Here is a 14811-nt window from a genome sequence, read left to right as displayed (position 1 = left end):
GACGGGGGACAGCCGGCTCATCCTGCCTCGTTCGGTGCGCGCCGGAGCGCGCCGCGCTCAGACGCCGCTCTTCAGCACCTTGCCGATCGCGTCCGCGACGATGCCGACGTTCGAGTCGTTCAGGCCCGCCACGCACATCCGGCCCGAACGCAGGATGTACACGCCGTGCACTTCGCGCAGCGCGTCGACCTGCGATTCGGTCAGGCCCGTGTACGTGAACATCCCGCGCTGCTTCACGTAGCGCGTGAGCGCCTCGCCGCCGACGTGGTCGCGCAGGCCGTCGTGGATCGACTGGCGCATCCGCGCGATGCGGCGGCACATGGCCGACAGCTCCTCTTCCCATTGCTTGCGCAGCGCCGGCATGCCGAGCACGGCCGCGACGACCTTCGCACCGTAGGTTTGCGGGTTGCTGTAGTTCGAGCGCACGGCGCCGGCCAGCTGGCCGAGCACGCGCTCGGCCGCGGCTGCGTCTTCGCAGACGACGCTCAGCCCGCCCACGCGCTCGCCGTACAGCGAGAAGTTCTTCGAGAACGAGTTCGCGACGAGCGTCGGCACGCCGCGGCGGGCCAGTTCGCGCACCGCGAACGCGTCCGCGTCGAGACCCGCGCCGAAGCCCTGGTACGCCATGTCGACGAACGGCAGCAGCCCGCGCGCCTCGATCACGTCGATCAGTTTCTCCCACTGGCCTTCATCGAGGTCGACGCCGGTCGGGTTATGGCAGCACGCATGCAGCAGCACGATGCTGCGCGCCGGCAGCGCGTCGATCGCCGCGAGCATCGCGTCGAACTTCAGGCCGCCCGTCGCCTCGTCGTAGTACGGGTAGGTATTCACCGTGAAGCCGGCGCGCTCGAAGATGAAGCGGTGGTTTTCCCAGCTCGGATCGCTGAGCCACACCTGCGCATCCGGGAAATAGCGCTTCAGGAAATCGGCGCCGACCTTCAGTGCGCCCGAGCCGCCGAGCGTCTGCAGCGTCGCGATGCGGCCGGCCGCGCGGGCCGGGTGATCGGCGCCGAACACGAGCGATTGCACGGCGTCGCGGTACGCGGCCAGGCCGACCATCGGCAGGTATGGCTTCGGGCCGCTGTCGCGCTGCAGCGCGGTTTCGGCTTCGCGCACGGCGCCCATCACCGGAATCCGGCCTTCGGCGTCGAAATAGATCCCGATGCTCAGGTTGACCTTCTGGTCGCGCGGATCTTTCTGGAAGTTCTCGTTGAGCGTCAGGATCGGGTCGCCCGGGTACGCGTCGATGTGTTCGAACATGGCTATGTCGGTCTCGTTTAGAAGAATGATCGGTCGTGGCCTGCGTCAGCGTGCGGAGGCGCCGTCGTGCATCGCAAAGCCTGCATTCTTCTGACGGAAGCGATACCCGATCGCGAGCACCGCGAGCCATACCGGGATCAGGTACACCGACAGGCGGAGATCCGGCGTCAGGTACATCACGACGAGAATGCCGGCCATGAATGCCAGGCACAGGTAATTCGTGAAAGGATAGCCCAGACTGCGGAAGGAAGTCTTCTCCCCGGCCGCGCGCTTGGCCTGGCGGAACTTCAGGTGGATCAGGCTGATCATCGCCCAGTTGATGATCAGCGCCGACACGACGAGGCCCATCAGCACCTCGAACGCCTTGCCCGGCATGAAGTAGTTGACCAGCACGCACACGCCGGTCGCGAGCGCCGACGCGCCGAGCGCGGCGAGCGGAATGCCTCGCTTGTTCACCGAGCACAGCACCTTCGGCGCGTTGCCCTGCTGCGCGAGGCCGAACAGCATCCGGCTGTTGCTGTACACCCCGCTGTTGTAGACCGACAGCGCGGCCGTCAGCACGACCACGTTCAGCACGTTGGCGACCACGTTGCTGCTCAGCGCGTGGAAGATCAGCACGAACGGGCTGCCGCCGGTGACGACCTTTTCCCACGGATACAGCGACAGCAGCACCGCGAGCGCGCCGATGTAGAAAATCAGGATCCGGTAGATCACCTGGTTGGTCGCGCGAGGAATGCTGTGCTTCGGATCGTCGGCCTCGGCCGCGGTGATGCCGATCAGCTCCAGCCCGCCGAACGAGAACATGATCGCGGCCATCGACATCACGAGCCCCGACACGCCGTTCGGGAAGAAGCCGCCGTGCTGCCACAGGTTCCGCACGCTCGCCTCCGGCCCCGCGTGGCCGCTCGCGAGTAGCCAGCCGCCGAAGCCGATCATGCCGACGATCGCGGCGACCTTGATGATCGAGAACCAGAATTCCGTCTCGCCGTACGACTTCACGCTCGCCAGGTTGAGCAGGTTGATCGCGACGAAGAACACCAGCGCCGACACCCAGGTCGGCACGCCGGGCCACCAGTACTGCACGTAGATCCCGACGGCGGACAACTCGGCCATGCTGACGAGGATGTACAGCACCCAGTAGTTCCAGCCCGACAGGAAGCCGGTGAAGTGGCCGACGTACTTGTTCGCGAAAAAGCTGAACGAGCCGGCGACGGGCTCGTCGACGACCATCTCGCCGAGCTGGCGCATGATGAAGAACGCGACGATGCCGGCCACCGCATAGCCGAGCAGCACGGACGGGCCGGCCATCTTGATCGTCTGCGCGATGCCGAGGAACAGCCCCGTGCCGAGCGCGCCGCCGAGCGCAATCAGCTGGATGTGCCGGTTCTTCAGCCCGCGCTTCAGGCCGTCGCTCTCGTTACCAGAAACCATGTCTTCTCCACTCTGTCCGCCTCCGCCTGACGCGGTGCGGCGCGCCTCGGTGTGCCGGGCGCTGTTTTACTGTGCCGGCGGCCGTTCGTGGGGGCGCCGGGTTGGGGACTGCAATCTTCGCGTGAGGCGGCAACCGATTTGCGTCGGCGTGCCGGCCACACTGGCCGCCGACTCCTCCGCCCACGCCGCGCTGCCGCGGCCGCATACGAAAATCCGGGGTCAGTTTAGCGTCGCGACCGCGAAATCGGGTTGCGTAACCCGCTCATGCAAACCCTACATTATGAGATAAGATTGCATCCAGGAGACGAATGAGGAAACAAAAATGCCTGACCCGGTTCTCGATCGCATCGATCGTCACTTGCTGTCGGTGCTGCAGGAGAACGGCCGCGCGTCGAACCTCGATCTGGCGAAGGCCGTGGGACTGTCGCCCGCGCAGACGTTGCGGCGCCATCGCCGGCTGGAGGAAATCGGCGCGATCCGCCGTTACGAAACCCGGCTCTGCGCCGACACGCTCGGCTTCGGCGTCACCGCGTTCGTGCACGTGACGATGGAGCGCGGGCATATCCGCGATTTGTCGAAGTTCCAGAAACTCGTGTCGGATCTCGCGCAGATCCAGGAATGTTTCTCGGTGACGGGCGACATCGACTACGTGCTGAAAGTCGTCGCGCACGATCTGAAGGGGCTGTCGCGATTCCTGCTCGAGACGCTGATGCGCATCCCCGGCGTGAGCGGCGTGCATTCGAGCGTGTGCCTCGACGAAATCAAGTGTACGAGCGCGATGCCGGTGGAAGCGTAACACCCGCGCGGGCGAGGTGTTCACGCGAAGGTCGCCGGTGCCGCAGGCATCATCATGGTTCCGGCTGCGTCAGGCAGGCGTTGAGCAGCTCGCAGGGCCACAGGCTGCGCTTTCCTGCGCAACGTAGCTGTCGCGGCGCGTCTGTCGTGATCGACATTGCCCGGAAAACGTGTTCGACTGCGGCATCGTGCGAGGGCACCGATTAATGGGACGCCCATCAATCGGTAGCAAATTTCACGAGAAGTCGTACAAGTCTAATAGGCGACTTGTTTCTAATCAGCGATCGTCTTCGATTCCTTAATGCATCAGGAATCGACTATGCAACCCGCCGTAGCAACAGCCAGCGATCCGACCGCTTCCGTCGGATTCGTCATCGCCGCCACATATGGGGCGTAGCCGATGCCGAACCCGTCCACGAAAGTCCGCACCAATGACACGCCGCATTCTCAAAAAACGGTACAGCTCAAAACACTGACATTTCGGGAGCTTTGGAACGCATATCCGAAGAAGGATCCATATGATGACCCGACCGGCGAGTATAAAAATCAATGCGCGATCCGGATGAGCGTAACTTTCCACGCAATCGGCAGCGGCATGAAGTCGTTTTCTCAGAAAGTATTGAAGCCCATGCCAGGAAAACGAACGCTCGGACGCCTCATCCTCGATGGGAAGGCAACTGCGACCCGCGCCTACGAACTAGCAGAATGGTTGAAGCTTCGCCCATTCCTTGGCTTGGGCAAGCCGGAAAATATCACCGGACAGGATTGGCAGGACAAGGTAAAAGGCCGAACCGGTATCGTCTATTTCTTCGGTTATTGGCGGCAGGACGGTGATTCGGCTGACGCATTCAGCGGCCGACATATCGATCTGTGGAACAAGGACACGCTCACACCCTCGGCTGCGTCGTTCTGGCGATTTCGCATTGGCGTGCCGTCCATGATTAACCCGCTCGATTATCTTCGGGGCCGACGCGGAAACTGGTACTCGGACCTCGCCAATTCGAACGAAATCCTTTTCTGGGAAGTTGAATGAAACGGCTGGCCGTCACCCTCGGCGGATTCATATGGGGCTTGCTCGTTACCTGGGCATCCCTTTACACGTTCAGCCGAATTCATTGGCCCACTACACCGTCACATTCGACCGGCTGCAACGACATGGAGCACTGCGCTCCTCAGGCGGTATTCGTGGTCGGTCTGCTCGCACTCACGTTGTGGCCCTCGGTCCTCTTTGCCGTCATCAATGCGTTCGCTTATCGGCGCTGGTCGTCGCGTAGATGGGGAAACGTGTTCGTTATGGCTACGCTATTCGTCGTCGTTTTTCATCTCGCGAGCTACGCGGCGCCTGCGCTAGGTCTCTTCAGCTAGGCCGGATCACCGGAGCGGCGCAACGCAGTTTGTGCGCCGCCTCGCCCCGTCAAGCGACAGCCCGTTACATCGGTGCGTGTGACGATTTCGTCTGCAACCGCCTAAACTTGCGACTATCGTCAATGCTCACCGCACCGCCTCGAACGCACTGATCAACAACGCCCCGCAAGCAATCACCATGCACCCTGCCGCTCGGCGCGGCGTCAGCCGCTCGCCGAGATACACGCGCGCGATCAGCGCCGCGAACACCACGCTCGTCTCGCGCAGCGCCGACACCGGCCCCATCGGCGCCCGGTCCATCGCCCAGATGACGATGCCGTACGCAAGCGCGGCGAACACCCCGCCGCATGCGGCCTTCGCCGTTTCGCCGACCTCCTGCGTCAGCCGCAACGGCCCCGCGCGCAGCCGGTAGTACGCGGCCATCATCGCCCCCGTCAGCACGAACATCCACGCGGTATAGCCGACCGTGTTGCCGCTCTCGCGCACGCCGATCCCGTCGACCACGCTGTACGCCGCGATCGACACGCCGGTCGCGAACGCGGTCGGCAGCACCCTCGCGATCGGATGCGTTGCGCCGCGTCCGCGATCCAGCCCGATCGCCAGGATGCCCGCGCAGATCAACACGAGCCCGCCTTGCGCGCCGACGTTCAGCCGCTCGCCCGCGAACGCCGCCGCGCCGAGCGTGACGAGCAGCGGCGCGGTGCCGCGCGCGACCGGATACGCGACGGTCAGGTCGCCATGCTCGTACGCGCGCACGAGCAGCAACGTGTAGACGACGTGCAGCACCGCCGACGCGACGACGCACAACCAGCTCGACGCTGAAATGGGCGCGGCGGCCGGCAGGAACAGCAGCGCGAACAGCCCGATCGCGATCTGCAGCACGGTGGCCGAACGCAGCCGGTCGCCGCTGCCGCGGACCAGCGCGTTCCACGCCGCATGGAGGAACGCGGCGCACAGCACGGCAAACAGGACGGGAATCGGCACGATGAATACTCGCAGACGCGCGGCGACGTCGATCGTCGCCGCAGGGCGTTCATCGTATGAATCCGTCACCGGATTGTCAAAAACGTCGGCGTGTACGGCGGCGCGAACGCGCCCGCCGGCCGTGCGCCGCCCCGCCCGGCGCGGCATCGGCGGCAGCGGCCCGCCGCGCCGCGGCACCTGCCGCGGCGGCCGCACGCGGTCTGCCCCTTTCCGTTCTCTTTCGCGCCTCGTGCCGGCGTAATGGAATCGATACCGCGGTGCAACCGTCACGAAACCACTCCGTCCCCATATCTTCATATGCGGCTGTTTCAATGCGCGTGCTCTCTCACGCGCTCCGCGCCGACCGACACGCCACGGCGACGGAGCCGCGCCCCACCCTCGAAGACCTTACCTGGAGTTTCCCGATGTTCCGTCAAGCCTTGCTCGTCACCGCCTGCGCAGCCGCGGCGCTGGCGCTGTTCGCCTGCGGCGGCAGCGACGATCCCACGTCGACGCCCGCCGTGTCGTCGCAGGATGCGCTGCAGACCGCCACGCCGATCAAGCACGTGGTCGTGATCTACGGCGAGAACATCTCGTTCGACCACTACTTCGGCACCTATCCGAACGCGACGAACCCGTCGGGCGAACCGGCGTTCACCGCGAAAGCGGGCACGCCGACGTCGAACGGGCTGACGGGCACGCTGCTGACCGCGAACCCGAACTTCACGAACACGGCCAACGGCACCGACGCGGCGAACCCGTTCCGCCTCGACCGCACGCAGGCCGCGACCGCCGACCAGAACCACGCGTACACGGCCGAGCAGCAGGCCGAGGACAACGGCCTCGCCGACCTGTTCCCGAAGTACACCGGCAAGGGCTCGTCCGGCGGCGCCGGCGCGTTCGGCACGAAGGGCCAGGTGATGGGCTACTTCGACGGCAACACCGTGACCGCGCTGTGGAACTACGCGCAGCGCTTCGCGATGAGCGACAACACGTTCACGACGGTCTACGGCCCGTCGACGCCCGGCGCGCTGAACGTGGTATCCGGCCAGACCAACGGGATGCAGATCGTCAAGACGTCGAAGCAGCCGTCGACGCTCGCGGCCAGCTCGTACTACATCAATGACGGCCAGGGCGGCTTCACGATGATCAACGACGTCGACCCGGGCTTCGACGTGTGCTCGAGCACGACCGACCAGGCGATGATGACGGGCAAGAACATCGGCGACCTGCTGAACGGCGCGAAGATCACGTGGGGCGGCTTCATGGGCGGCTTCAACCTGTCGACGACGAACGGCAACGGTACGACGGGCTGCGCGCGCAGCACGGTCGCCACCGCCGTGAACGCCGCGACGGCCGACTACATCCCGCACCACAACTGGTTCCAGTACTACGCGTCGACCGCGAACCCGCAGCACACGCGCCCGAGCTCGGTCGCGGCGATCGGTTCGAGCTTCCAGGCCGACGGCAAGACCGCCGAGCCGGCGAACCACCAGTACGACACGGACGACTTCTTCGCCGCCGTGAAGGCCGGCAACTTCCCGTCGGTCAGCTACCTGAAGGCGCCGGCCGCGCAGGACGGGCATGCGGGCTATTCGGATCCGCTCGACGAGCAGGCGTTCGTGACCAAGGTCGTCAACTTCCTGCAGCAGCAGCCGGACTGGCAGAACACGGCCGTGATCGTCACGTACGACGACTCGGACGGCTGGTACGACCACGTGTACACGGCGCCGACGCACGCATCGTCGGACCCGGTCGACCAGGTCAATGGCGCCGGCAAGTGCGGCACGGGCGGCACCACCGGCGTGAACGGCGCGACCGTGAACGGCCGCTGCGGCCCGGGCGTGCGCATTCCGCTGGTCGTGATCTCGCCGTATGCGAAGCAGAACTACGTCGACCACACGATGCTCGACCAGGCGTCCGTCGTGCGCTTCATCGAGGACAACTGGCTCGGCGGGCAGCGCATCGGCGGCGGTTCGTTCGATGCGACCGCGGGCGACCTGCGCAACCTGTTCGACTTCACGTCGAAGCCGAACACGACGCCGCTGTACCTCGACCCGACGCTCGGCACCGCACTGAGCGCCGCACCGGCGATCTGAGCGTCGCCTGCCCGACCGCATGGCCGGCGCCTCGCGCGCCGGCCGTTTCCATTTAACGCGCCGCGTCGAGCGGCGCCCGAGTTCCGATCGACAGCATGACAGCCCGACCCGCGTTCCCCTCTTCCGACGCCTCCGGCCCCCCCGCGCCGCGCGCCCCTTCCCGCCTGCCGCGCCGCGCGGCGTTCGTGTTCGGCGCGGCCGTGCTCGGCTACGGCGCGTTCGCGATCGCGTTTCCCGCGCGGGTGCCGGCGGCCATCGGCACCGTCGTCGCCGACTGGACCGGCGCGAACCCGCATCCGGTCGTGCTGCAGCGGCCCGCCGCGCAGCCGCTGTCGGCGGTCGCGCAGCTCGGGCGCGCGCTGTTCCACGATCCGTCGCTGTCCGCGTCGGGCAAGCAGTCGTGCGCGTCGTGCCACAGCCCCGACCACGCGTACGGGCCGCCGAATGCGCTCGACGTGCAGCCGGGCGGCCTCGCGATGACGCAGCAGGGCTATCGCCCGCCGCCGTCGCTGATGTACCTGTACCGCCAGCCGAACTTCAGCATCGGCCCGGATGCCGGCGAAAACGACGCCGCGCCGAGCGTCGCGCAGCAGGCCGCGTCGGCGGCCGGCGTCGTCAAGGCGCAGAAGGTGGCCGGCACGTCGGCCGCGCCGCAGCTCGTGCCGCAAGGCGGGATGTTCTGGGACGGCCGCGCCGACACGCTGCAGCAGCAGGCGTTCGGCCCGCTGCTGAATCCGGTCGAGATGGCGAACGCGAGCATCGACGACGTGGCGCGCAAGCTCGCGCAGTCGTCGCACCGCGCGCAGCTGGTGCAACTGTTCGGCGCGCGCGTGTTCGACAGCCCGCAGCTCGCGGTGTCGGAGGCGATGTTCGCGATCGCGCGCTACCAGGTCGAGGATCCGTCGTTCCATCCGTACAACAGCAAGTACGACCGCTGGCTCGAAGGCCGCGCGCGCCTCACGCAGGCCGAGCTGCGCGGCCTGCGCCTGTTCAACGATCCGGACAAGGCGAATTGCGCGGGCTGCCATCTGTCGAAACCCGGCAAGGACGGGTTGCCGCCGATGTTCACCGATTACCAGTACGAGGCGCTCGGTGCGCCGCGCAACCAGGCGCTTGCGCAGAACCGCAACCCGGCGTTCCACGATCTCGGCGTGTGCGGACCGTTCCGCGACGACCTGAAGGACCAGACGCAGTATTGCGGGATGTTCCTGACGCCGACGCTGCGCAACTCGGCGACGCGCCGCGTGTTCTTCCACAACGGCGTGTTCCATACGCTCGACCAAGTGATGGCGTTCTACAACGAGCGCAGCATCTCGCCGCAGAAGTTCTATTCGCGCGGCGCGGACGGCAAGGTCGACGAGTACGACGACCTCCCGCCGAAATATCGCGCGAACGTCGACGTGACCGACGCGCCGTTCGACCGCAAGCCGGGCGACAAGCCCGCGATGACCGCGCAGGACATCAAGGACATCGAGGCGTTTCTCGGCACGCTGAACGACGAGCCGGCACGGCACTGAACGCCGCGCGGGCGTCGCGCCGCATCAGCGGCGCGCGCGGATGCACAGGAAGGCCGGCGCCAGCGACAGCTCCGCGTGGAGCCGTTCCGACGCCGCCTTCATCTCCGGCAGCGGCTTCGGTTCGACGAATCGGTCGAGCCGCCAGCCGCCGTCGGCGAGCGCATTCAGGATGTCGGCCAGCGGCCGCCGCCAGGCTTCGACGTAGGGCCTCGGCTCGCCGAACCCCGACCAGTGGAAACCGAAGCGTGACGTGTCGAAGTACGTGCCTTCCCCGCGCGTCCGTTCGTCCATCCAGTCGCGCATCGGATGCGCCATCGAGAACACGAGCGTCGCGCCGGGGCGCGCGACGCGCCTGAATTCGCGCAGCGTCGGCGCGAGATCGCGCACGTAGTCGAGCGCGAGCGAGCACAGCACCTTGTCGACCGCATGATCCGGCAGCCACGCGAGCGGCGCCTCCAGGTCGCCTTCCACGATGTCGACCGCGAGGCCGTCGCAGCGCGTTCGCGCGAGCGTGACCATCTCCGGCGTGACGTCGAACGCATGCACGGTCGCGCCGCGGTGCGCCAAGTGTTCGCTGCAGATGCCGGGGCCGCACCCGGCGTCGAGCACCGTCAGGCCGTCGACGTCGCCGAGCAGCGCCAGCGTCGCCGGCCGTTCGTACAGCGCGTTGTGCGCCTTCGTCGGCGCGATGTCCGCGTAGCGTTGCGCGAAGCTCGCATAGGCGCGGCGGCCGGGCGATTCGTTCGGATCGGTCATGCGGCATCCGTCGGCTGAAACTGGGAGTGTCGATTCTGACCGATCGGACGACGGTTGGCGATCCTGCTTCCCGCCTGCGTTACGACAGGCTGTCGAGCAGCCGGTACCAGGCCACGCCGGCCGCGATATAGAAGCGCTGCAGCCCGTGAAACGGAATCGGCCGGATCGGCGTGACGCGGAACGGCAGCGGCAGTTGCGCGTCGCCCGACAGGTGCGCGGCCAGATGCTTGCCGAGCGTCGTCGCCATCGCGATGCCGCGCCCGTTGTAGCCGAGCGCGATCGTCACGCCCGGCGCCGGCTCGTGCACGTGCGGCATGAAATCCGCGGTGATCGCGACGCGTCCGGCCCAGCGGTATTCGAACCGGACGCCCTTGAGTTGCGGATACAGCAGCGTCGCCGCACGCTCGAGATGGCGCCAGTCGCTCGCCGCACGCGGTTCCGCGAACGGGCCGCGACCGCCCATCAGCAGGCGTCCCGCCGCATCGCGCCGGAAGTACAGCAGCAGGCGCCGCGCATCCGATGCGACTTCGCCGCCGGCGAGAATGTCGCGGCCGAGTTCCGGCGCGAGCGGTTGCGTCGCGACGATGAAGCTGTTCGCGGCGATCACCGACTGGCGCAAGCCGGGCCACAGTCCGTCGGTATAGCCATTGGTCGCGAGCACGACGCGGTCGGCCGATACCGTCGCGCCGCCGGCGGTCGCGACCTGCCAGCGACCGCCGGCACGCGTCAGCCCGACGGCGCGCGTCAGCCCGTGCACGACCGCCCCGCTCGCCTGTGCGGCGCGCACGAGGCCGCGCGTATAGCTGAGCGGCTGCACGCTGCCCGCGCGGCGATCGATCCAGCCGCCCGCGTAGGCGCCGGTGCCGAGTCGGCGCGCGACGTCGTCGCGACCGAGCAGTTCGACCGGCGCGCCCCGCGCGGCCCATTGCTGCGCGCGCCGCGCGACCGTCTCGAGCATCGCGGCGGTCGGCGCCGGCTGGATCCAGCCGTGGCGACGCGCGTCGCAGTCGATCGCGTGCCGCGCGATCAGGTCGAACACCGTGTCGGCCGCCCCGCCGACCACGCCGGCAAGCTGCTCGCCGGCCTCGTCGCCGAACCGGCGGATCAGTTCGTCGGGATCGTATTTCAGGCCCGGAATCACCTGCCCGCCGTTGCGGCCCGACGCCCCCCAGCCCGGCTGCGCGCCGTCGATCACGCGCACGTTCACGCCGCGTTCGGCCAGGTGGAGCGCGGTCGACAGGCCGGTGAAGCCGGCGCCGACGATCGCGACGTCGCACGACGCGGACGCATCGAGCGCGGGGGTATCGGGCGCCGGCGCGGCGGTCGCCGCCCACAGCGAATCGGGCCACTGCGTGTCGGGCCATCCGGGTGCCGCGTTCCTTGCACTCATGTTCGATCCGGGTTGGCGGCGTCGTCCGACGCCAGCAGGCGACGCAGGAATTCCTGCGTGCGGGGATGCTTCGGCTGCGTGAGCACGTCGCGCGCGGCGCCGCTTTCGCAGATGGTGCCGTCGTGCAGGAAGCACACGCGATCGGCCACCTCGCGGGCGAACGCCATTTCGTGCGTGACGACTACCATGGTCATGCCGTCGCGCGCGAGCCCGCGCATCACGCCGAGCACCTCGCCGACGAGTTCGGGGTCGAGCGCCGAGGTCGGTTCGTCGAACAGGATCGCCTGCGGCTCCATCGCGAGCGCGCGTGCGATCGCGACGCGCTGCTGCTGCCCGCCCGACAGTTCGGACGGGTATGCGTTCATCCGGTGCGCGAGCCCGACCTTGTCGAGCAGCGCGCGGGCCTGCTCGCGCGCTTGCGCGGCCGGCCTGCGCCGCACGTGGACGGGCCCCTCCATCACGTTCTCGAGCGCCGTGCGGTGCGCGAACAGGTTGAAGCGCTGGAAGACCATGCCGACCCGCATCCGCAGCTCGTGAATGCGTTTCGAATGCGCATCGACCTTCACGCCGTCGATCGTGATCGACCCTTCGTCGTAAGTCTCGAAGCCGTTGATACAGCGCAGCACGGTCGACTTGCCCGAGCCGGACGGCCCGATCAGGCACACGACCTCACCCTGCTGCACGTCGAGGCTCACGCCCTTCAGCACGGCGTGCTGCTGGAAACGCTTGTGTATCGCATCGATCCGGATCATGTGCTTCTCCTCAGCGAGAGCCGCTTGCCGAGCCGGTTCACGCCGAACATCAGCGGCAAGCCCAGCGCGAGGTACAGCAACGCGACGAGCGTATAGACGCTCATGTTCTGGAACGTCGACGACGCGATCAGCTGCCCGGCGCGCGTGATCTCCGCGACCGTGATCGTCGATGCGACCGATGAATCCTTCAGCAGCATCACGAGCGTGTTGCCGTACGGCGGCAGCGCGATGCGGAACGCCTGCGGCAGCACCACGCGCCGCATGATCATCGGGCCGCGCATGCCGATCGCGTGCGCGGCCTCGATCTGGCCGCGGTCGATCGCCTCGATGCCGGCGCGGAAGTTTTCCGCCTGGTAGGCGGAGTACGCGATGCCGAGGCCGAGCACGCCGGCCTGGAACGCCGACAGCTGGATGCCGAGATCGGGCAGCACGAAGTACATGTAGAACAGCTGCACGATGATCGGCAGCCCGCGGATCACGTTGACGACCGTGCTGCCGGCCGTCGCCACGACGCGGTTGCGCGACACCTTCAGCAATGCGAGGATCAGCCCGAGCACCGAGCTGAGCACGAACGCGCATGCGGTGATCTCGATCGTGACCACCGCGCCCTTCAGCAGGATCGGCAGGAAATCGATCGCGTTCTGAAAAAACATGAGGTCTCCTATGCGACGGCCTGGCGACGCGCCGCAGTGGGTGCCCGCGACACGCGGGCGATACCGTCCGGGCCTCCCGGACGGGCGCTCAGCTCATGTGCCACTTCTGCAGGATCTGCTGCAGCGTGCCGTCGCTCTTCATCTTGCGGATCGCGCCGTTGAGCTGCTCGAGCGTTGCCGTGTCGCCCTTGCGCACGATGAAGCAGACCTGCCCCTTCACGACGCTCTGGTATTCGGGCACGAGCCGCACCTGACGGTTGACGCCGTGTTCGATCTGGTACGCGACGATCGGCTGGTCGGCGAAGCCGGCCTTGATGCGCCCGAGCGCGACGTCGCGCATGATGTCCGCGATCGAATCGTAGGTCCGGACTTCCTTGAAGATGCCCTTCTTGTTGAGCGCGTCGACGAACGCCGTACCGACCTGCGCGCCGACCACCTGCCCCTTGAAATCGTCCATCGACGTGTAGCGGCCCGGGTCGTCCGCCTTCACGATCAGGCCTTCGCCGAACGAATAGACCGTGTCGGAAAAGTCGACGACCTGCTGGCGCGCCGGCGTCTTCAGCATCGCGGCCGAGATGATGTCGATCTTCTGCGTGGTGAGCGACGGGATCAGCGCCGAGAACACGGTCTGCTGCACGTCGACGCGAAAGCCGGCCGACTGCCCGGCCGCGGTGATCGCATCGACCATCATCCCCTGGATCGAATTGCTCTTGACGTCGAGAAACGTGAACGGCACGCCAGTGGCCGTCGCGCCGACCTTCAGCGTCGGCTCGGCCGCGGCGGCGCCGGGCGATGCCGCGCCGAGCGCGATGCAGGTGGCGAAACCGGCGGCCAGTGCGCCGAACCGCTTGATGAACGAAACCATGGTGCCTCCTTCTCGAATACTTCGGTGCGCCGACTGGTCGCGGATCGACACTGCGACGATGACTCGATCTTAAAACGAATCAAAAATATCGATAAAAGATTTTTTAGTATCGATATGCGATACGCTATGATGCGTTATCGAATCGATTCGGCCCCTTGCCCATGGAAACGTCGCCCGATCAGTCAAACGACCTGCTGTTCAACCAGTCGCTGGAGAAAGGGCTGAACGTGTTGCGCGCGTTCAGCGCGAAGCGGCGCACGATGACGCTGGCGGAAGTGGCCGACGCCGCGGGCATGACGAAAAGCTCGGCGCAGCGGATGGTCTATACGCTCGAGAAGCTCGGCTACATCCGCAAGCATCCGGTCACGCGGCGCTACCAGCTCACGCCGCACGTGATGCGGATCGGCTTCAACTATCTCGCGGCCGATACGCTGATCGACGTGGCGAATCCGTTTCTGTCGGAGCTCACGAACCTGACCGGCGAAACCACCAACCTCACCGAGCCGGACGAGGACGAGATGGTGTACGTCGCGCGTTTCGTGTCGACGAAGTTCGTGCCGATCCACATGCCGATCGGCAGCCGCATCCCGATGTATTGCACCGGCTGCGGCCGCGCATTCCTGAGCGCGCTGCCGCCCGGCGACGCGCGCGCGCGTCTCGACGCCATGGCGCGCCCGCCGCACACGCCGCGCACGGTCACGGCGCTCGACGAACTGGTCGCGCTGCTCGACGGCGCGCGGCGCGAAGGCTACGCCACCAACCAGGAAGAACTGTTCATCGGCGACATGTCGATCGCGGCGCCCGTGCTCGGCAGCCAGGGGCAGCCGGTGGCGGCCGTGCACGTGGTTGCGCCGACGAGCCGCTGGACCTTCGACGACGCGCGCCGCAAGCTCGCGCCGGCCGTGATCGACTGCGCGCGCGGCATCAGCAATTCGATCAGGACGCTCGAGTAGGGTTCGAGGCGC

Annotated in this window: 13 protein-coding genes; 5 read left to right on the top strand and 8 right to left on the bottom strand. The window is 67.0% G+C overall.

What is annotated here, in order from left to right:
* Positions 1 to 57: 57 nt before the first annotated feature.
* Both AC1VVG_RS26855 and AC1VVG_RS26850 read right to left on the bottom strand, forming a co-directional pair.
* Positions 58 to 1260, bottom strand: a complete 1203-nt coding sequence (locus tag AC1VVG_RS26855) for an amino acid aminotransferase (RefSeq protein WP_482836779.1) — start codon at positions 1258 to 1260, stop codon at positions 58 to 60.
* A gap of 45 nt (positions 1261 to 1305) precedes the next feature.
* Complete coding sequence (locus AC1VVG_RS26850; protein WP_034191430.1) at positions 1306 to 2691, bottom strand: amino acid permease; 1386 nt, start codon at positions 2689 to 2691, stop codon at positions 1306 to 1308.
* 322 nt (positions 2692 to 3013) lie between these two features.
* Here AC1VVG_RS26850 and AC1VVG_RS26845 point away from each other — a divergent pair, with 322 nt between their 5' ends.
* Positions 3014 to 3487 (top strand): Lrp/AsnC family transcriptional regulator, encoded by a 474-nt coding sequence (locus tag AC1VVG_RS26845; protein ID WP_049032428.1) that lies wholly within the window; start codon positions 3014 to 3016, stop codon positions 3485 to 3487.
* A 399-nt stretch (positions 3488 to 3886) separates the two neighbouring features.
* Entirely contained in the window at positions 3887 to 4519 is a 633-nt protein-coding gene (locus tag AC1VVG_RS26840; protein ID WP_482836777.1) for a type VI secretion system amidase effector protein Tae4, read from the top strand.
* A 458-nt stretch (positions 4520 to 4977) separates the two neighbouring features.
* Here the strand turns inward: AC1VVG_RS26840 and AC1VVG_RS26835 are convergent, their stop codons facing one another.
* Positions 4978 to 5835 carry an EamA family transporter gene (locus AC1VVG_RS26835; protein ID WP_034191678.1) on the bottom strand — a complete coding sequence of 286 codons (858 nt, stop codon included), beginning with the start codon at positions 5833 to 5835 and terminating at the stop codon, positions 4978 to 4980.
* A 404-nt stretch (positions 5836 to 6239) separates the two neighbouring features.
* Here AC1VVG_RS26835 and AC1VVG_RS26830 point away from each other — a divergent pair, with 404 nt between their 5' ends.
* Entirely contained in the window at positions 6240 to 7913 is a 1674-nt protein-coding gene (locus AC1VVG_RS26830) for a phospholipase C (protein WP_034191434.1), read from the top strand.
* Between the two features lie 95 nt (positions 7914 to 8008).
* The gene (locus tag AC1VVG_RS26825; protein ID WP_034191435.1) at positions 8009 to 9430 is read left to right on the top strand and encodes a cytochrome-c peroxidase; all 1422 of its coding nucleotides are present in this window, start codon (positions 8009 to 8011) and stop codon (positions 9428 to 9430) included.
* Between the two features lie 24 nt (positions 9431 to 9454).
* Here the strand turns inward: AC1VVG_RS26825 and AC1VVG_RS26820 are convergent, their stop codons facing one another.
* The 5 genes from AC1VVG_RS26820 to AC1VVG_RS26800 all read right to left on the bottom strand — a co-directional run bounded on the left by AC1VVG_RS26820 (position 9455) and on the right by AC1VVG_RS26800 (position 13846).
* A complete protein-coding gene (locus AC1VVG_RS26820; RefSeq protein ID WP_482836776.1) occupies positions 9455 to 10186 on the bottom strand; it encodes a class I SAM-dependent methyltransferase in 732 nt (243 codons plus the stop codon).
* Between the two features lie 79 nt (positions 10187 to 10265).
* The gene (locus tag AC1VVG_RS26815; protein ID WP_059556506.1) at positions 10266 to 11576 is read right to left on the bottom strand and encodes an NAD(P)/FAD-dependent oxidoreductase; all 1311 of its coding nucleotides are present in this window, start codon (positions 11574 to 11576) and stop codon (positions 10266 to 10268) included.
* Positions 11573 to 12328 (bottom strand): amino acid ABC transporter ATP-binding protein, encoded by a 756-nt coding sequence (locus tag AC1VVG_RS26810; RefSeq protein ID WP_059556505.1) that lies wholly within the window; start codon positions 12326 to 12328, stop codon positions 11573 to 11575. The genes AC1VVG_RS26815 and AC1VVG_RS26810 overlap by 4 nt, the downstream gene beginning before the upstream one ends.
* Complete coding sequence (locus AC1VVG_RS26805) at positions 12325 to 12981, bottom strand: amino acid ABC transporter permease (protein WP_034191439.1); 657 nt, start codon at positions 12979 to 12981, stop codon at positions 12325 to 12327. The genes AC1VVG_RS26810 and AC1VVG_RS26805 overlap by 4 nt, the downstream gene beginning before the upstream one ends.
* Positions 12982 to 13069: 88 nt before the next feature.
* Entirely contained in the window at positions 13070 to 13846 is a 777-nt protein-coding gene (locus AC1VVG_RS26800; protein ID WP_034191440.1) for an ABC transporter substrate-binding protein, read from the bottom strand.
* Positions 13847 to 14007: 161 nt separating this feature from the next.
* Here AC1VVG_RS26800 and AC1VVG_RS26795 point away from each other — a divergent pair, with 161 nt between their 5' ends.
* Positions 14008 to 14799 carry an IclR family transcriptional regulator gene (locus AC1VVG_RS26795; RefSeq protein WP_034191441.1) on the top strand — a complete coding sequence of 264 codons (792 nt, stop codon included), beginning with the start codon at positions 14008 to 14010 and terminating at the stop codon, positions 14797 to 14799.
* Positions 14800 to 14811: the final 12 nt, after the last annotated feature.

The sequence above is a fragment of the Burkholderia sp. L-4 genome (genome assembly GCF_056856535.1).
The sequence above is the reverse complement of the archived record's forward strand: the minus strand, read 5'-3'. Positions and strand labels throughout refer to the sequence as shown.